The organism is Pseudoalteromonas sp. XMcav11-Q, from assembly GCF_040104525.1.
Taxonomy (GTDB): domain Bacteria; phylum Pseudomonadota; class Gammaproteobacteria; order Enterobacterales; family Alteromonadaceae; genus Pseudoalteromonas.
This window is the reverse complement of sequence record NZ_JBECOX010000007.1, coordinates 78,773-96,230: the sequence shown is the minus strand read 5'-3', so window position 1 is coordinate 96,230 and position 17,458 is coordinate 78,773. Positions and strand designations below refer to the sequence as shown.

Genomic DNA, 17,458 nt, shown 5'->3' with positions numbered 1-17,458 from the left:
CCACTTTTAGAATGACTTGGGTTTTTATTTTGCTGCGCCACAACAGTAATTTATTGATTTATATAAACTTTACCATTTTTAGTCACGCTAACTACGGTTTCATTTAAAAATCCAAAAAATAATAGTTTTAAAGACTGCTTACTTAAAAAGTATAAAAAAAGAGCCAAAGCGTACACTCGGCTCTTTTTTAATTACATATCTTTAAAGAAATCAGGTGGAATGATACCGCCGCCTTCAACACAACCAGCAGGCTGCGTCTCTTTCTTCAGATCTTTAATAGGTAAACCACCGTTTACTTTCTTTTGCTGCGCTTTATTCAATGAAAATGGATGCATAGTTTTCTCCTTATTACATCTACAAGTAAGTTTTGATACGAGAGGGCCGCCACCCGATTTATACCAAAACAGTTAAAATTATTTATTTTTACTTTCTGTCATCGCATCTATCAGCCATTTTGTGATTGGCACTTCAGTGCGTTCTTCTACACCGAGAAACATCGGTGAGGGATTAGCTTCAAGGAAATAGTACTCACCAGTCGCCGTTCGTCTCCAGTCAATCGCGGTCCAGTTAAGTTGCAACGCTTTCGTTACGGCGATCGCTTGGCTCTTTATACTTAAAGGCGTATTGACCAATCGCATACTTGCAAGATCATCTTCTCTAAAATCAACACTGTTGCTGTCAATTGCAACTGAAGCAACTCTGCCATCAACCACAAATGTACGTACATTTGTGCCTTCAATATACTCTTGCACAGTGATGGGTGACTTTTGCAGAGCAACGAGAGCATGCTCTGGGTCAATATGCTGAGCAGTTAGCCATTCCGTATATGCACCGCCATAAACTGGTTTGAATATCGCTTTATCAAAAGCCTTATATGCCGCTTGGATCGCTTGAAGCTCATTACCAATATAAGTACTAGGCACCAGGCAGCCGAGCTCTTTTACTCTGGCCAACTGCCTCGGTTTCTCCAAATGATATTGATATGCCGCCCAGCTATTAAACCAGCGAGTATTATTGTTTAACTGCATCCAAGTGCGGATAGTAGCCATGCTGTCCTGTGCTGCTAAGCTATCCAAACTGCCCACATTCTCACGTGTCGATTCATCACTCACCCCAGAAAAATTTCGCCAGTACACAGCCTCAATATCATCAAGAGAAATCTGTGTTCCACAGGCAAGGCTTATCGAATGTTTATTATCTACGAAATCAAAACTCAACTGACACTTTGACGGAAAATCATGTGATTGAAAATGGTATACCTCATCTCGACAGCGCTTTAACTGTTGAAACATATGCTGGGTATGAGCATCTTCAACTTGTCCCATAACAATAATTGCCATTTTTACTCTAAGCCTCGCAATACTGGCCTGCGTTACAGCAGAATTTATTCTTCAAATTCAAAGTATTCACTATTAGAATTCGGGCCTTTAATTTGAAGCAATTGCACTTCACCCTGATAGTCAATTAATAATTGCTGATAGGCTTGAATAATTTGTGACTTATTCACACGCTTCAGATAATGTATCAGCTCGTCTCGAGAACTAAAATCGAGCCTACCACTCAACCAATCTTCGAAGTAACGCTGAGATTCAATAAATACATTTTCAGGCTGCTTTTCTAAACTGACAAGCAATCCATCTTTAACAACCTCAAACTCCTTCTCATCCATTTTTTCAAGTCCTTGATAAAATGACATAATGAAATTATCAAACTCGGACTTAATCTTTGGTAACGAGGTATTTGCACTTTCAATAAATAAACTGAAAGCTGGATAATCATGTACCTTAAACGCTTTACTCCCTACCGCATAAGCCATTTGCTTTTCAGTTCTCAAAGTATTGAATATTGAGCTATTAAAAAACTGGTTCAACACCATAAGCGCAGCATACGTGGGCGCGGATTTTTCGGCGTAAATATAACTCTCTCTATAATAAACGTTATCCAGTGAAGAGCGCTGTTTATCATTCGTCATATAACCTTTTTGAGGAGCATATTTGGTTGTAATCTGTGGCTTTTGGGTCTGGGATGTTGGACCAAAAGTTTCTCTTACTTTATACGCAAGACTTTGCACATCAGCTTGGTCATAACCACCAAATGCAAATATATCGATGTAAGTGTTACTTACTAACTTATTGTGAAAACTAGCTAATTCCTTGGTATTAACTTGCTTAAGTTGTGCGATAACCTGCTCTGTTGTCCACAACATCGCTTCAGTCTTAACTTGTCGACCAAAATGCAGTTCCGACTGGTACGCAAGCGGCAATTTATCTAGATTTTCTAAAGATTCTAAATACAACTTTTTCGCAGCTTCAAGTCTAAATTCCGAAATTTCCATGCCGGTAATTTCTTTAAAAAGCTGCTCAGCATAATAATCTTGCTTTCCTGTTTTCCCTGAGAGAGTGATCGCTAAATTTCCTTGCGCATTCTGCATCGCCATCAGGTTTATCTGATGCCTTTGTTGAGCACGAGTCCCCAACCTTTGCAGCTCTCTTATCATCATCACATTTAACAAGTTCAGCATTGTGTGATTTTTCACATCTTGATTAAGTATTGCACTTTCAATGGATATACCTAAAACGCCCTGACGCTGTGTAAAATGTTCACTATTTTTCAACCAAGCACTAATACCCTTTGATGCAACAACTTGGCTAGGTAGCTCGTTACTTTGCTTAACAAGCTGTGTAGCAACCTCTTCTTCTACAGAAGGCGAATGCAACTTAAAGTTCAACCCTGAATCTGCATAACTTTTTTTCGCCGAATCGGACAAAGGAGCAACATGGTAGCTACCTTGTGCATATTGCAAAGAAGTGCCCGTTTTTTCATCGTTGCTAATGTGCCATATTCTGGCTTTCTCTAAGGTGAGATTAGATAAACTTTCGCGAATGACTGCTGAATTAAAACCTTTAAAATAAGTATCAAAATGAAGGATATCGCGAGCAGGTACAGTTTGCATCATACGACTAAACTGCATTGCCAAATGAAGCGCGGGAGGCTTTTGGTAGCTCTCAAATTGACCACTAAGCATTTGTTTTAGCTCAGCGGCATATCCTTCAGTTATCCCAGTTTCCTTAATGAGTTCAACGTAATCAAAAAATGCTGCGACTATTTTTTCCTGATGCATCTTGCCTTTTTCAGTCAACATAAATTGTACCAGCGCAGTACCCTCAAGGCCGTAGCTATTGGGTATCAACATAGGTAGCATCATTTCAATTAACCCTTGCTCAGTCAGCGTAGCAGCCAAGGACCCCGGTTCTTGAGAAGCCAATAACATTTGAATGTACGCATTTGGCTTAAATTGCCAATTAGCAAAGTTTGAAGACAATGGAAACTGTAATAGTAATAGATCGGTAGCAACTTTGGTTTGGAGCTTGATTTCTTGGCCTAGTGTAGCTTCTGTAAATACCGGTGTTGAAATAATTGGGGGTTCAACCTGTAAGTTTTTTATTTTTGCAAAGTGCTTTTTTGCTAACGATTTTAATTCGCCAGTCGACTCCCCTCCCACTAGCGTCACTGTCATTAAGTTTGCAGAGTAATACTGCTTGTAAAAGTTAGCCATCGCTGCATAGAGGTCATTCTTATTTGATTTACTCTTTAATGAAGCTTTATTGCCTGCACCGAACTTTCTAATTGGATGCTCTGGATTAACGGTTACGGCGGCCGTACGGTTAATCACGAAGCTATCTTGTTGCCTCAATCGTTGCCACTCTTGATCTACTGCATTGATTTCATTATCAATATTTTCTTTATCAAAAAGAGGATTAACGATTGCATCACTAAGCATCGTCAATGCAGTATCAAATTTATCTTGCGGTAAACTAAAGAAGTAACTCGTCATTTGCAATTCAGTGGCGGCATTATATTGTCCGCCATGCTTGCTAATAAAATCCTTCAATGCATTTGGCTTAGGGTAAGCCTTAGATCCCTGAAAGATCATATGTTCCAGAAAGTGAGCCAGCCCTTGATAAGATTCAGGGTCATGATATTGGCCAACACCAACCGTCAAACTTACAGCAGCTTCTGAAATACTGGGGTCTGAGACAACCACAACTCGTAGGCCATTTTCCAATACGAGCTCATCATAACTTCTGTCATCTTGCACACTTTTGATAAATTGAGACTGTGCAATATCAGATGGTACAGCAGAAGTCAGTTGCGTTATCGTAGTATTTTTTTGTGCTGTAGCATTAAGAGAAAGTAATGCCAAAGCGACTAAAGACAATCTGTTGTTAAACATAACTCACATACCTCTAAAATTTATCGGTGTTATAATTACTTAGGCTGGCACAGCGCTAGACATCAGTGCTTCTCGTTGGGTTTTATCGAACCAAGGAGATTCCTCTTTAGGTACAATACCTGAGTCAACGTATTGCTTCATAACAAGGCCCCTTTCAGTAAACAAACGCCTGACCAAATTGGGGTCCGCTTCAAGCCAATTTTCAGGAAATTGCGCCTGTGCTAAGCTGAATACAGATGTATCCTGTGGATCCAAAGGTTTGAAATCTTCAACAACTAAATCAAATACCCCATGATCAAATGGGTCTCCAGACGCTTTTTCTCGAATGAAAAACCTTTCTTGTTTACCTCTTACTGCCATCTTTACAGCTCGGTGGTGGCAATATGGGTTATTTCCACGCTTGCCAAAGAATACATGAGAGGTCCAGTTACAACCGCCACGACAAACCTTTGCAAATTCGCAGGTTGCACACTCTCCCCAAAGGTGTTTGGTCGCATCTTCAGGTTTATTAATATCGTTGAATCTAAGCTCATCAGTATTTTCATAGATATCGCGTAATGAACGCTCTCTAATGTTACCGCCAGTGTATGCATTTGTTGGTAATGAAGGACAGCCCTTAATGCTCCCATCAGCTTCTATACCGAGTGTATTCTGCCCGGCTCCACAACCTCTATAAAAAGCCCATTCAGAATGAGTGGATTTATTATCTCGAAGCTGACGTTCATAAGGTCCAAAATAACCAATGTTATTGCCTGCTTGCACAGCTAAGCCATCACGCCTACCTCTAACAGATAGAAAGTTAATTAGAGGGAAAACGTCAAGTAATTCATTCGGCTGTAATAGCATTTCATCATTATCTGCAGCATTACCCATAGGTACTGTTAGCTGCAATTGCCATGCTCTAGCCCCCACATCTACAAGTTTCTGGTAAAGCAAAGGCAGTTGCTTTGCCGAATAACGATTTATCTGAGTATTACAACCAACATTAATTCCTACGTTGGTCAATCGTTCAATTGTCAGGAAACATTGCTTCCAAGCTCCAACTTTTCCTCGGAGCAAATCATGTTCTTTTTCTAATCCATCAATAGAAACAGAAACTGTTGAAATACCAGCCTGCTTCATACGTTTAGCTGTTCCTTCAGAAATACCAAAGCCGCCAGTTGTCATTGATGCTTTCATACCCAAGCGGGTAATTTCAGCAGCTATCATCAACCAGTCTGGGCGCATAAAGGCTTCACCACCAATCAGTGAAACTTCCTTAATGCCTAGGTCAGCCATTTGATGGACCAAATCTAATGCTTCTGTTGTGGAGAGTTCATTTACTCTGCTGTCTCCTGCTCGCGAGCCACAATGACTACACGCTAAATTACATTTCAACGTAATTTCCCATACTGCATAAGTTTGGCGTGCTTCTTTTTTTATTTTTATTCCTGCACTATCCATATTGACTGACATATTTTTAACCCCTAGTAGCTCAAGTCTTATTGGTGGCGCATAACGCGCCACCAACACAATCACGATCTATTCGAAACGTTCTTAGAACTTTTCAAATGGAGGATCGATGATTACGCCGTATAACGGCTGAGGGCAAACCCACCAGTCACAAGGTGGTAATTTGTCATCACCAGGGAATTTGATAGGTGATAGACCACCTTCTACTTTTACAAGTAGTTCTTTTGCTTCGGTAACATCTTGCATATTTTGATGTAAGTCTTTCATTTTATTATCCTAATTTATTTTTAAAAAATAACATGTAGTTTGATTACCAAGTTTGAAGCTTCAAATGGAAGGCATCGCTAGATCTTCCAACCAACACAGAACCACTGTCCTTTTGTGGCGCTGAGATTGATACTATCTCGCTTTTTTTGGTAATCGATTTTCAGACAAAGTGGAGAAGTAGAGTTGAGTACAGCCACCTGCCAGACCGACTTAAAGTTGCAAAGTGTGAAAGGTAAATAACACATCTCTTCAATTCGGTATGGCTCAATATTGTTGCTAAAAAAGTTTTAAATCAAACAAAGGAAAAAAACAACTTAACTATAATTATCATAATCTTAAGCACCAACATTATGGCCAAATAAGAGTATATTATTGGTTTGATATTGATATTCAGCTAATGTAAAAATCAAACTAAACACTTTGACAGATGAGAGACAGTTGATGAGCCCCCATTAATCATTCAGTGTCTATAACATGAGCGTACGGCCTAGAGAGATAAAATGATGATGGCCATTCAAAAGTATGACCTACTAAGATCAACAGTCGTGTGATGCGAAAGGAGTTTGGAAAAGTTTATGAATAATCTCGTAAGAGTGATGCTTACTATGTTTGGTACACTTCAATCCCAAGGCGAAACTCCGAGATCTAATCGGTGTTTTTTAATCACTTGAAGAAATGCTGCCAATTGCGATTCTGCTAGTCTCCAACATATACCCTTACTTAGATATTTATCCCTGCGTTGGTCTTTGTCCTGGCAATGTAAGCCAAATAAAGATGGCTCATGTTCATCTTGAAACACCAATAAGCTATCAAGGCTTTCAAAATCGATCGTTTTGTCTCGCAAAAACAGATAAGAAATCACAATCGTGCAATTCTTGACATCTAAAACCAACTTATTTTGAATCGTAACCAACAAATAAAATCCAGCCGAGACCATAAAAGTGACACAGTATAAGCTAAACCAAAAAAGTATTTTAGGGTTACTGAGAAGTTCAGACTTAAACGCCGACGCTGCGCTCTGCGGTGAGTATATCCCCTCCGACATCCAAGCTGATATGCCGAAAAAAACGGCTAATGCAAATAATAGACGAGATACTTTAATTGAAAAGTAAAATTGCGTAGTGTTTACTTCATCTACCAGTGTAGACTCCCCTCGGGGAGAGGTTTGTATGTGATCGTCCACGATTGATGTTCCCTTTACTGCTATTTTTAAGTTGATATTACTGCAAACTATGGAAAATATGCAGCCACAAAATAACTAGCATTCCGTGGCTGCTTGCCGATTACTGCTTACTCTTAATTAGTCCTACCGGACCGCTATGAGTTGTCGCTGTAAATTGTAAGCTTGGAGTTTCTAAATGGATTACCAACCCTAAACTAGCGGCAGAGATAGATTCATCCGAATTGACTCGACCATCCGCGTTAAGATCTTGCCAAACCATTAGACGGTCAAAATTGCTATCTAATGCGTCTATCTTCAAGTCGCGATTGCTATCTAATAGCAATAAAGTATCCAACTGAGTATCTGCATGACCAAAATGCACTTCATTAACACTGTCGAGCTCGCCGCTTCCGTTAAAGTCTATGAATAACATTCCGTCACTTTGACCTAAGGAAATCTCTCTGTCTGCTTGCGCGGACTGCCAGCGAACACCATTGTTATCTAGATCAAGCATAACAATGTACGTGTTATCAAGCAGATCGATGCTTCTCAGATGCTCTCGACATAACATATCGGGCCTAGTTACCCGCTGATAACCGCAGCGCATGTCATTGAGTATTTCATTTCCTTTATTCACGACTTTTTGATAATAGCTAGCAGCAGTCATCGCATCCTTGACATACGTATCGTAAACAAAATTTTCAACAGCTGTTTCAACACTATTACCAGCCGCGTAGCTGAACCCAACAGAGACTGCAGCCTTGCCAACAGCAACTACAGGGTTTTTACCTAACATTCGACCAACAGCATCGATCGTTTTACCAGTTTTAACGGCAACCACAAATGCAAGTGCCTCAGCTAACGCTTCTTGACCCTCACCATTCCAAGCGTGACTAAAGCCTTGTACGCCACTGTTGAGCCTATCGGCGAGTTTACCTAAGTTTTGAAGCATTCCATTGACTTGTTTATAGGCTGAACTATTTGGGTCTAGGCCATTTAATATTTGCTTTAGCTTCAACTGGAATTGCGCGACAACGTTAGTAATATCGCCTGCATCTTCTTTAAATTGTTTAGCTTCTTTCTCTTTTTGACTATTTTGATTACTTGATGATGAGCCGCCTCCTCCGCCTCCGCCGTCAGAAAAACCTGAACCACCACCATAACCCCAGCTAATGAAGCCACCAAATCCGCCACCAGAATTACCTCCACCACAAGCTAGTGTGTAGCTTTCACATGAATAAACCACTGTGATTCGTTCTATTTCTGATAACTGGTAACCAGAACTGGCATAGTCACTATCGAAGTCTGCGGTATAACTAGGTTGAGTTTTATCGCACTCACCGATATAGCTCCACGCTTCATAATCACCATCGGAGAATAAAGGGTTTTGATTTTTTGACCAATAGCTCGCTTCATAAACAAAGCGGCCAAAAGCAACACGCTCCCCTTGTGTATACGCGCGATTACTATACCAAGAAGCAGGACAGTGATTTACACCTTGCTCCGGTAACTCAATCTCGCCATTTAATACTTGGTTTGCTTTATAAAAGTCGACTAATCCAAAACCAAATTTACCATCTCTACCCTGTTGTCCCAGGTCTTCGGCACTGCCAAATAACGCTTGAATTAGCGTTTCTCTATCCACATTAGGGTTAGCTGATTTGAGTTTGGCTATACCAGCACTTACAATGGCTGCTGCCTGTGATGTGCCGGATAAAACAGCATACTCAGACTGATTTACATCAACCTGTAAATCGAATGTCTCTGAACTTCCGTGTGTTAACGTCAAGTTTGGAATAAGTAGAGTCGGGAAGCTTGTACTAAAATCGATCTTGCTAATGGTAGTATCTGCAATACCAACATCATAAGTAAATACTATCCCACTACCGTTAGCATCAGCGCATGTGTCTGTAGCATCTTTTAACCACTGCTTGCTTTCAGGGGATAGAGCATATTGTGTATCATGCTCATCCAATAGCGTTTTAGGCAGCGCTACCAAGCAATTTTCCACTAAGCTCAATTCATTTGGAAAGTCCTGAGTACCATTATCAATCTGAACAAAGTGCAGTTTATTTCCTACCTTATTGCTCACCGCAGTCACTCGATTACGATTTGTCATTGTCGAACGAATATTCACACCGGGCGCAACTAGATCAATACTGGCATTCTCAGCGGAAAAATATGCAAGATCCGTATTTTCATCGATCGCGCCAACGGCGATCACATTTCGATAAGCCGCTGGAAACGCTAGGTAGTCACCTTTATCTGATTGAGGTATCCCGTGATTTCCCGCAGCAGCAACAAAAATAATGTCTCTGTCATAGGCAAGTCTATCGATCACATCTCGAGTAGCAGATGAAAAGTATGGACTACTAAGCGACATATTAATCACTTGAGCACCTGAATTTGCACATTGCTCTATGGCACTAATTAGGTCTGAATCGCGGATAATAGAATTCTCACCATTAGCCGATCGTAGTAATTTTCGTACTTCAACGGATATTTCACCGTTCGCAAAAACAGGATCGGTAAGTAGTCCAGCGAGGTGAGTTCCGTGCCCAATCGCATCTTGATACCAGAAGCCTGCATACTCACTACTCAGCCCTGAAAATAACTGTGAGCTCAATTGGGAATGATTAAGTTGAACACCTGAATCGATCAGACACACTTTCGTTGTACCAACGGTCTGAACCTCCAGTTTAGAAAGCTTTGTTAACTGTTGCCAGTTAAGCTGATTTTGCGATTTATCACCCGCATTATGAGAAAGTAATTGAGGGAAATGATACCTATGATTTCCCTCAATCCGCAGTAAACCACCTTGATTAAGTGATTCTACAAGTAGAGAGTCAAGTTCATTCTGGGTAACGGTGAGAGAAGCATAAGTACGGATACCATCTGAAGATAACAGCGTTGACCGCGCAACAAATGCTGAGGGTAAATTTCCCTGAGTGTAGCTCACAACAATAGGTGTTGTATTCTCATCGGCTCCAGATGCATATATGTGCCCTACGGGCAAAAGTGCCAATAATAAACTTTGTGCAAGTTTACTAAATTTCATCTTCTATTCCTTTTTTATTATCTTTTTCAAAGTATTGAAGGGTTTATTCTATTTCCTATTCCACCATATGAAGTATTCAGCTAATAATTGAGAGACGCTTATTGGACAGTCGCTTGTTAAGTAGTCGTTGTGATTAAATCAAAAGACTAGAGCGCACGATTTGTCCAGAGCACTATCAACTAGTTAAGAAAGCCTAATGCTATTGCTGATGAAAATTTGTGACCCTAGTAAACAGTTGGGGTATGAGGTAACAAAGAGGCAAAAGAAATCTCTTCCGCCCCTTAAGCATTGCTTATTTCAAAGAGTACTTAGCTAAATCATATGGTGGGATCCAGATACCGTAAGACATTTGAAACGGAGGCTTTACTGGGTCAATAGGGTCTGGAATAACACGAGGAAAATCCCAAGGAACAGGTGTTAAGCCATTATCATGCAGTGTGCCACCTTCGACTAACTCAAGTAACTCGGCTGCATTATTCAGCTCTTGCATATCGTAGTTTTTATTTCTCATTTTATTTTCCTTATTACATTTATTGATAGAGCTTGTACTCTCGAGAGTATACTTTGCGGTAAACCGCTAAGTTTTGGTGCCTCTATCATTTACACCTAGAAGTCTGCCGCCACAGACTTTTATTCACTCACACAGCTTTAGCTAAACCTAACGCTCTGTATTGATGAATTGCATTTAATTTCTCGCTATTTAATCGCTCTCTCAGATTAGAGTCTGTCGCCAACCAAGAAGGAGGAAAATTTATACCCTGAATAGTGAAGCGATTTACGTTGTCATTAGATGTCGCAGAGATTGATTCTTCATAGATTTCAAATACACCGTGATCAAACGGGATACCTGAAGCCGCAACGCGCTGCTGAAAGCGCTCACGTAAACCGCTGGCGGCTAAAGTTAATGCTCGATGATGGCAATAAGGATTATTTCCTCGCTTTCCAAAAAATACATGAGCAGTCCAATTGCAACCAGCTCGGCACAGTTTCGCGTATTTACATCCCTTACAATTACCCCACAAATGTGCAATCGACGCATCGTCCATTTCTTGACTATTAAAATTCAGTTCTGGTGCATTTTCATAAATATCCTTCAATGTACGTTCCCTGATGTTACCCCCTGTATATTCTTCGCTCGGCAATGATGGACATCCCTTGATCTTGCCATCAGCTTCAATGCCGATAGCTCCTTGTCCCGCAACGCAACCGGTATAAAACGAGTACTTACTCTCTTGCATAAAAGTCCCTCTAAGCAAACGTTCATAAGGACCAAAATAACCAACATTATTACCAGGTTGAATTATGAGATCGTCTTTTCTGCCACGAACTGACAGCAACCCCAATAATGGATACAGATCGAGTAATTCATAAGGCTGCATCAACATCTCATTATTATCAGCCGCATTCCCCATTGGCACGGCCAATTGGATTCGCCAGTTTTTGACGCCAACATCAATTAATTTTTCGTACAATAAAGGAAGGTCCTTTGCGCTTTTTCTTGTTACTGTAGTATTTACTCCAGTATGTACTCCCAAATCTTTAAATTGAGATAATGTGGTGAAGCATTGGCTCCACGAATCAGACTTGCCACGAATACTATTATGCTCATCTTCAAGACCATCAATAGAAACTGAGACTGCTTCAATGCCCGCTTGAGCCATGCGCTTTGCGGTTCCTCTGGAAATGCCGTAACCTCCAGTCGTCATGGTGACTCTCATACCTTTATTTTTTATTTCTGACGCAATCATCAACCAATCAGGACGTAGATAAGCTTCGCCACCTATTAAGGTCACTTCCTTTACGCCTAGATCAGCCATCTGTTTGATTAAATCAAACGCTTCCGTAGTCGACAGCTCATCAGCTCGTTTATCACCCGCACGAGAACCACAATGACTACAGGCTAAGTTACACTTTAAGGTAATTTCCCACACAGCATAGGTGCTCCGATCATACTCTCGAACCTTCACACCAGCGTTTTCTAATGTATTTGTCATGCCTTATGCCCCATTTCAAACACGCCAAATGTCATAGCGTCTCAAACTTAGGTCCAATCATGTCAGTCAAAAATTTGTAAGGCAAATTACAACAAATAAATTTATTGTTTAAAAACAAAAAGATAAAAATAGCTTCTCAAAAAATAAGAGTTTGATAAAAATTAGCGGGATTTTTAGCTCTGTTTTCATTAAGTAATAATGAAGCAGGTTAACGCTTGAGAGATTAAGCACTCGAATTCAGATGATGGTATACGACCTCTGATGAAGCGGTTAAAAAGCAAACTGCTTACAGGTAATCCCACGGTGGGATCACATCATCTTTCAACAATGCATTGAGTAAAAGCGATTTGTCAGAAAGCAAGCAACAAAATAATGGGTGCAGCCGTGAATAAGTGCATATTACTTATGCATTAAGCGCTGATAAATTACTAAAGAAACCAAACAGAAATGGCAAGAGCTTGCTGACTTAGTTGCAATTGATGGGCAAACAACAAGAATTGATACACACTTTTATCTATCCCCGTCCCTGAAGATGCGCAAATAATGCAACAAGAAGAAATTCTCCACCATTGGTACATAGAAAGTCAGCAACATTAGGTGCTAGGCTTGACGACGAATTCAGAGAGAAACTCTTCTAGAGTTAGTTTTGTTAAAAAAATATGCTCTCACCTCAAGTAATCAATGCTAGAGAAGCGTTCTAACAATGTATCAACTTGCATAAATAGTCTGCCTACCTCAAGAACATCCTCAAAATCAAAACCTTACATGAAGACAGGTTCTTAATCTTGTCCAGTGTCTAAATAAAACTCTTTGCTTATGCGCCATTCCTCTTTTTTGTTTATTCTAATGAAACGACACAGATTGCTAAACAACATCTTACTAGATGCTTATAGAATATTACTTTTTGATATTTTTTCCTCTAAACCAATGAATTTATTACTTTCATTTAATTTCTTAAAATTTGATTTTTTATTTTTTTATTGTTTTTATAATTTTCGGAGGCGAGCTGAACTCCCTCTAGAACAAGTCATCTTCTTTGGCGGAAGTGATGATAAATTAATAACTAAATTTGACGTGAGAAACAAAGATGAAAGAACTGAATTTAAATCAAGTTCAAGAAGTAAATGGTGCCGCTTGGACATCCGATCATTTAATTGCTGGTGGCCTTGATGGTGGACTGACTGGTGCAGGTGCTGCTGCTATTTATGTTGGTCTGGCAAGCAACCCTATTGGTTGGGTTACTGCTGGCATCATTGGCGTAGGTGCTGCGGGTGGCGCACTTTACTATGCTTTGGCTAAATAAGGAGTTAAGAACATGAGAGAATTGAAAAAAAATGAAGTTATACTAGTTGATGGTGCCGTTTCTGTATCAGGTCTTTGGGAAGCTGGTATTAAAGGTGCTATTGGCGGAGCTGGGTTTGGTGCTACAGTCGGATTTACACTCGGTACTGCGTCTACAGGAATTGGCGGTGCACCTGCTGGTGCTGTACTGGGGCTTATGGGTGGCGGTATTGGCTTTATAAGCGGCACTGTTAGTTACGCATTAATGCAGTAACTTTATTCAATTGGGGTGGTTTTATCACCCCAAATCAAGGGTGAAAATGAAAAGAAGCTTTTATAATTCAGCACTTGTTTTTTTTATCTTTTATGTACCTATTTTTTTATTTTGGGGTGATTTTTATGTTTTTTTGTTAGCTTCGTTTTTTTATGTTGCTCTAACATTTAGACGTTTATTTTATTTCGAAAAAAATGAAGCCTTTTGTTGTTTCTGTCCTTTTTTGCCTGCTGTTAAAATTAACTCTATTGAGTTAGTTGATGGAAAACTTTTTATCAACGGTTCTTCAAGGGTGTTGTATATGTTGGAGTCTAAAAAGAACATTGAAAAAATGGCTAAAGAAATTGCTATTTTTTTAAATAGTCGCCCCTGAAACCAATTTAATTCATTGAATTACTTGAAGATCTAAACGATCTTACTACCCTCTAATTGCAGCTTTTTTGAATCACACAACCAAAACATTGCAATTTGAGTGTAAAAATAAAACCAAAACCAACCGCGCAAACACCACAAAAGCACCTGTTTCAAATCGAGCTTATTGATATTGTTTCACCCCGTCATGAGCTAGTGAAGCTAGCAAAACTCATTGACTGGCAGCGTCTAGAGGTCGAGTTCAAACAGCATTATGGCGATAAAGGCGCTGGCGCCAAGCCTATTCGTCTGCTTGCGGGCCTCGAATACCTGAAACAAATTCACAAATTGTCTGACGAAAATACGGTAGCCATGTGGTGTGACCACCCATATTGGCGAAAATGGGGTTGAATTAATGCTGTCACTCACGGTAGATGCGGGCCTTAAAAGTAATATTATTAAGCCTTCAAGCTTACGGGAAGTAGTCTTAGACAGCACCATCATGGAGAAAAATATCACCCATCCAACCGACAATAAACTACTAGAAAAATGCCGTGATAAACTGGTTGGTTTCGCTAAGCAAGCCGGTATTCGGCTTAGACAAAGTCATGAACGAGTTGGCCCTAAGACCGCACAAAAAGTAGCGCGCTATGCCCATGCCAAGCAATTTAAACGCATGAAGAAGCTCAAAAGCCACACATTGCGATCGATGGTAAAGTGCTTCGAGGTTGTTGGAAAGACAATGTGTACAATGCGCTAAATGTGGTTAGTGCATTTGATGAGGCTGAATTTGGCCTCATTTTTCTAGATAACGTAGTAGAGAGAATAGAATGAATAACATCCTAGAAAAGCCATATAAGTTTTCATTATCTATATTATTACTTATATTAATCCCTTTTTTATTTCATCTTAAATTAGATGCTGCCAGCATCCTAGCATTACTTAGCTTCATATCAAGTTTTCTCATTATAAATTCAATATTTATGAACCGCATTGTGAATTTTAAGATCGCAGAAGGGATAATTTACATCATGGTCTCATTATTTTATTTACCTATGATGGATAAGTTTCCTGCATTTTTTATTTTTTGCATGGTTGTTTCTATCTATATCCTAAAAGTAGCTATATCAAAAATAAATGACGAAGAAGGGTGAATCTCTAATTTTATAATGATCAATTCCAACTACGCACTTTCCATTTATAATTTTCAAACTTGTTGGACTGATAATGTACCCATACGACCTCACTGCGAGATTATACCAAGACGAGATCATGAAAGTTTTATTATGTTCATCCTTAAACCAATTGAATTACTTGAAGATCTAAATGTTCTTACTACTCTCAAATTACAGATTTTTTGAATCACGCAACCAAAACATCGCAATTTGAGTGTAAAAATGACACCAGAATCAACTAGGCACACACCACAAAAACACCCGTTTTAATTCAAGCTTCTTGATATCGTTTCATCGCATCATGAGCTGGTGAAACTAGCAAAGCTCATTGATTAGCAGTGCTTAGAGAGCGGATTTAAACAGCGCTATGGCGATAAAGGCGCTGGCGCGAAGCCTGTCCGCCTGCTCACGGGCCTCGAATACCTGAATAAAACAAATTCACATACTGTCTGACGAAAACACCGAATGACTCCGAGCATTAAGAAGAAGCTCAAGCGGCGCAATGCGATAGAGCCAATCATCGAACACGCAAAACACGGGTGGTAACCTGGCTCTTAACCGCTCAAAAGGAAAGCTCGGTGATAGGCTTAACACAGTGCTGCAGACGTAGGCCAAAACTGCCGTAAAATTTTAGCCCAATAGCGGCTTTTTTATGCCTTTTTTATCAGTTATTAGCTGCGCGAAGCGCTAATTTTGGATAAAGATAATACTAATTCTGGATTTATTTGGTTCGGCAAACCTAAGCATTAAATCGTCAACATTCAGGAACGACCACTTAGGTTTTTTCATAATTTAAAATATGAAAACCGATATTGACATTTAACACAACCATTAAAATAAAAGATATGACTTGGGAAGTTACACTGTTTAATTCACAACAAACTTTAGCGTTAAATAACACCCGACAAAAACTAAATTACAAAACCACAATCAAAGTAAAAACTTATAAAATGGTTGCAAATAAAAACAATCAACATTACTTACTAAAAAGCCAATTATTTATATAATAATTACATCCGAACTTACACAAAAAACACTACCATTTAACTCTTGAATTTTATTAGACATTTGACCCTTGCTCTAGCCAAACGAAATGATTTTTCGAAGGACCCCATCTCACCTCTTCAACAACCCCTCTACAACTAACATAAAAAACTTAACTAAGACTAGGCTAATTTATAACCTATCTTGGGGTAAGCTAACTGCATCAGTATCTACCGAGTACAACGATTAGTTTTAAACCATTTAAAACTGGATAGTATAAAACAATTCAACTCCCCTAATCCTTCAACCCTTTAAAAACAAAATAAAAAATAACTAAACCAGATAAGGCTATATAATAATCAACAGCTTGAAGGCTACCTACTTCATCAACCCTTTTACTCAAGAAAACAAAAACACTATATAAAACCAAGGAAAGAAATGAATAATCACCACTCTTTTTTCTATAAATTAAGCCATGAAAACAAACCAAACTTAATAATACACCAGGCAAAAAGAATACTAAATCACCAAATTTAGGTTGATGAACACCAACCATGACACTTTGTATCATTGCAACAAAGAAAACAAAAAAAATACTATTGATTACAAAAATTGATACTTTAATACTCATTTTTTCTCTCTCAAAAAGATAAAAATAAAGGGGAAGAAGTTCTTCCCCATTCTATTTTATGAATAAATAGCTAATAATCCACCAGTAATTGCACCACCGGCAGCACCAACAGCTGCAGCCGTTGCTACATTACCCCAAGTCAAAGCGACTGGAATAAATAAGAATGCAAATCCACCATTAACATGTTTAACTTGTTCCATTGACAATGTATTCATTTTATTATTCCTTATTTTTTGAATCCACTTCTAACAGCATTATAGGTAGCAATTCCTGAAACAATAGCAGAAAAAGCTGCAACCTCACCATAAACAGCAACGGCAAAAAACAGAGGTACAACCCCTCCATTAACTTCCTGAATTTCACATTTATTAATTTCTTTCATTTTTTTCTCGCATTTATTAAAAATTAAATTACCTCACCACCATAAATACTAGGTAGCATTTCTATATAAGGGAAAATTAAAAACTCACCCTGAAACAAAATTTAATTCAAAACAAAACAACAGTCAAATATATAGAAAAAAATAAAACCTTATAAAACAACAAGAAGTAGAAATATAATAAATACATAACCTTTAACACCTCTACTTAACAAA

At 39.0% G+C, this 17,458-nt stretch carries 17 protein-coding genes; 5 read left to right on the top strand and 12 right to left on the bottom strand.

Going from position 1 to position 17,458, the window contains the following annotated elements; all coding sequences use genetic code 11:
- Nucleotides 1-191 precede the first annotated feature (191 nt).
- The 9 genes from ABMY45_RS12960 to ABMY45_RS12920 all read right to left on the bottom strand — a co-directional run bounded on the left by ABMY45_RS12960 (nucleotide 192) and on the right by ABMY45_RS12920 (nucleotide 12,167).
- Nucleotides 192-335 carry a hypothetical protein gene (locus ABMY45_RS12960; RefSeq protein ID WP_157757260.1) on the bottom strand — a complete coding sequence of 48 codons (144 nt, stop codon included), beginning with the start codon at nucleotides 333-335 and terminating at the stop codon, nucleotides 192-194.
- 78 nt (nucleotides 336-413) lie between these two features.
- A complete protein-coding gene (locus ABMY45_RS12955) occupies nucleotides 414-1,340 on the bottom strand; it encodes an MvdC/MvdD family ATP grasp protein (RefSeq protein WP_010607025.1) in 927 nt (308 codons plus the stop codon).
- Between the two features lie 44 nt (nucleotides 1,341-1,384).
- Nucleotides 1,385-4,234 carry an insulinase family protein gene (locus tag ABMY45_RS12950; RefSeq protein WP_349288965.1) on the bottom strand — a complete coding sequence of 950 codons (2,850 nt, stop codon included), beginning with the start codon at nucleotides 4,232-4,234 and terminating at the stop codon, nucleotides 1,385-1,387.
- Nucleotides 4,235-4,273: 39 nt separating this feature from the next.
- Nucleotides 4,274-5,689 carry a radical SAM protein gene (locus ABMY45_RS12945; RefSeq protein ID WP_100215558.1) on the bottom strand — a complete coding sequence of 472 codons (1,416 nt, stop codon included), beginning with the start codon at nucleotides 5,687-5,689 and terminating at the stop codon, nucleotides 4,274-4,276.
- 81 nt (nucleotides 5,690-5,770) lie between these two features.
- Complete coding sequence (locus ABMY45_RS12940; RefSeq protein ID WP_010607028.1) at nucleotides 5,771-5,953, bottom strand: hypothetical protein; 183 nt, start codon at nucleotides 5,951-5,953, stop codon at nucleotides 5,771-5,773.
- Between the two features lie 619 nt (nucleotides 5,954-6,572).
- The gene (locus tag ABMY45_RS12935; protein WP_010607029.1) at nucleotides 6,573-7,136 is read right to left on the bottom strand and encodes a hypothetical protein; all 564 of its coding nucleotides are present in this window, start codon (nucleotides 7,134-7,136) and stop codon (nucleotides 6,573-6,575) included.
- Between the two features lie 100 nt (nucleotides 7,137-7,236).
- Nucleotides 7,237-10,173: a S8 family serine peptidase gene (locus tag ABMY45_RS12930; RefSeq protein WP_102057810.1), complete on the bottom strand. Its 2,937-nt coding sequence runs from the start codon at nucleotides 10,171-10,173 to the stop codon at nucleotides 7,237-7,239.
- A 292-nt stretch (nucleotides 10,174-10,465) separates the two neighbouring features.
- Nucleotides 10,466-10,684: a hypothetical protein gene (locus ABMY45_RS12925; RefSeq protein WP_010607031.1), complete on the bottom strand. Its 219-nt coding sequence runs from the start codon at nucleotides 10,682-10,684 to the stop codon at nucleotides 10,466-10,468.
- Nucleotides 10,685-10,811: 127 nt separating this feature from the next.
- Nucleotides 10,812-12,167, bottom strand: coding sequence for a radical SAM protein (locus ABMY45_RS12920; protein ID WP_010607032.1), 1,356 nt, complete (start codon nucleotides 12,165-12,167; stop codon nucleotides 10,812-10,814).
- 1,087 nt (nucleotides 12,168-13,254) lie between these two features.
- On the opposite strand from ABMY45_RS12920, the gene ABMY45_RS12915 reads away from it, so the two are divergent.
- The 5 genes from ABMY45_RS12915 (at nucleotide 13,255) to ABMY45_RS12895 (ending at nucleotide 14,833) form a co-directional block, all read left to right on the top strand.
- Entirely contained in the window at nucleotides 13,255-13,470 is a 216-nt protein-coding gene (locus ABMY45_RS12915; RefSeq protein ID WP_010607033.1) for a hypothetical protein, read from the top strand.
- Nucleotides 13,471-13,482: 12 nt separating this feature from the next.
- Nucleotides 13,483-13,722 carry a hypothetical protein gene (locus ABMY45_RS12910; RefSeq protein ID WP_010607034.1) on the top strand — a complete coding sequence of 80 codons (240 nt, stop codon included), beginning with the start codon at nucleotides 13,483-13,485 and terminating at the stop codon, nucleotides 13,720-13,722.
- Nucleotides 13,723-13,768: 46 nt separating this feature from the next.
- Nucleotides 13,769-14,095 carry a hypothetical protein gene (locus tag ABMY45_RS12905; RefSeq protein ID WP_349288964.1) on the top strand — a complete coding sequence of 109 codons (327 nt, stop codon included), beginning with the start codon at nucleotides 13,769-13,771 and terminating at the stop codon, nucleotides 14,093-14,095.
- Nucleotides 14,096-14,190: 95 nt separating this feature from the next.
- On the top strand, nucleotides 14,191-14,484 hold the full coding sequence (locus ABMY45_RS12900) for a hypothetical protein (protein ID WP_174170136.1): 294 nt from the start codon (nucleotides 14,191-14,193) through the stop codon (nucleotides 14,482-14,484).
- Nucleotides 14,453-14,833, top strand: coding sequence for a hypothetical protein (locus ABMY45_RS12895; RefSeq protein ID WP_235368516.1), 381 nt, complete (start codon nucleotides 14,453-14,455; stop codon nucleotides 14,831-14,833). Before ABMY45_RS12900 ends, ABMY45_RS12895 begins: the two co-directional genes overlap by 32 nt.
- Before the next feature lie 1,694 nt (nucleotides 14,834-16,527).
- Here the strand turns inward: ABMY45_RS12895 and ABMY45_RS12890 are convergent.
- The 3 genes from ABMY45_RS12890 to ABMY45_RS12880 are packed head-to-tail and all read right to left on the bottom strand — an operon-like array spanning nucleotide 16,528 to nucleotide 17,245.
- Nucleotides 16,528-16,863 carry a hypothetical protein gene (locus tag ABMY45_RS12890; RefSeq protein ID WP_239421778.1) on the bottom strand — a complete coding sequence of 112 codons (336 nt, stop codon included), beginning with the start codon at nucleotides 16,861-16,863 and terminating at the stop codon, nucleotides 16,528-16,530.
- Between the two features lie 56 nt (nucleotides 16,864-16,919).
- Nucleotides 16,920-17,078 carry a Blp family class II bacteriocin gene (locus ABMY45_RS12885; RefSeq protein ID WP_081489934.1) on the bottom strand — a complete coding sequence of 53 codons (159 nt, stop codon included), beginning with the start codon at nucleotides 17,076-17,078 and terminating at the stop codon, nucleotides 16,920-16,922.
- Between the two features lie 11 nt (nucleotides 17,079-17,089).
- Complete coding sequence (locus ABMY45_RS12880; RefSeq protein WP_081489935.1) at nucleotides 17,090-17,245, bottom strand: class IIb bacteriocin, lactobin A/cerein 7B family; 156 nt, start codon at nucleotides 17,243-17,245, stop codon at nucleotides 17,090-17,092.
- Between the last annotated feature and the right edge of the window lie 213 nt (nucleotides 17,246-17,458).

Coding starts and splice junctions, on each gene's coding strand:
- ABMY45_RS12960 (WP_157757260.1), bottom strand. CDS start 335: ATGCATCCATTTTCATTGAATAAAGCGCAGCAAAAGAAAGTAAACGGT.
- ABMY45_RS12905 (WP_349288964.1), top strand. CDS start 13,769: ATGAAAAGAAGCTTTTATAATTCAGCACTTGTTTTTTTTATCTTTTAT.
- ABMY45_RS12955 (WP_010607025.1), bottom strand. CDS start 1,340: ATGGCAATTATTGTTATGGGACAAGTTGAAGATGCTCATACCCAGCAT.
- ABMY45_RS12885 (WP_081489934.1), bottom strand. CDS start 17,078: ATGAATACATTGTCAATGGAACAAGTTAAACATGTTAATGGTGGATTT.
- ABMY45_RS12940 (WP_010607028.1), bottom strand. CDS start 5,953: ATGAAAGACTTACATCAAAATATGCAAGATGTTACCGAAGCAAAAGAA.
- ABMY45_RS12890 (WP_239421778.1), bottom strand. CDS start 16,863: ATGAGTATTAAAGTATCAATTTTTGTAATCAATAGTATTTTTTTTGTT.
- ABMY45_RS12950 (WP_349288965.1), bottom strand. CDS start 4,234: ATGTTTAACAACAGATTGTCTTTAGTCGCTTTGGCATTACTTTCTCTT.
- ABMY45_RS12945 (WP_100215558.1), bottom strand. CDS start 5,689: ATGTCAGTCAATATGGATAGTGCAGGAATAAAAATAAAAAAAGAAGCA.
- ABMY45_RS12910 (WP_010607034.1), top strand. CDS start 13,483: ATGAGAGAATTGAAAAAAAATGAAGTTATACTAGTTGATGGTGCCGTT.
- ABMY45_RS12915 (WP_010607033.1), top strand. CDS start 13,255: ATGAAAGAACTGAATTTAAATCAAGTTCAAGAAGTAAATGGTGCCGCT.
- ABMY45_RS12880 (WP_081489935.1), bottom strand. CDS start 17,245: ATGAAAGAAATTAATAAATGTGAAATTCAGGAAGTTAATGGAGGGGTT.
- ABMY45_RS12930 (WP_102057810.1), bottom strand. CDS start 10,173: ATGAAATTTAGTAAACTTGCACAAAGTTTATTATTGGCACTTTTGCCC.
- ABMY45_RS12925 (WP_010607031.1), bottom strand. CDS start 10,684: ATGAGAAATAAAAACTACGATATGCAAGAGCTGAATAATGCAGCCGAG.
- ABMY45_RS12920 (WP_010607032.1), bottom strand. CDS start 12,167: ATGACAAATACATTAGAAAACGCTGGTGTGAAGGTTCGAGAGTATGAT.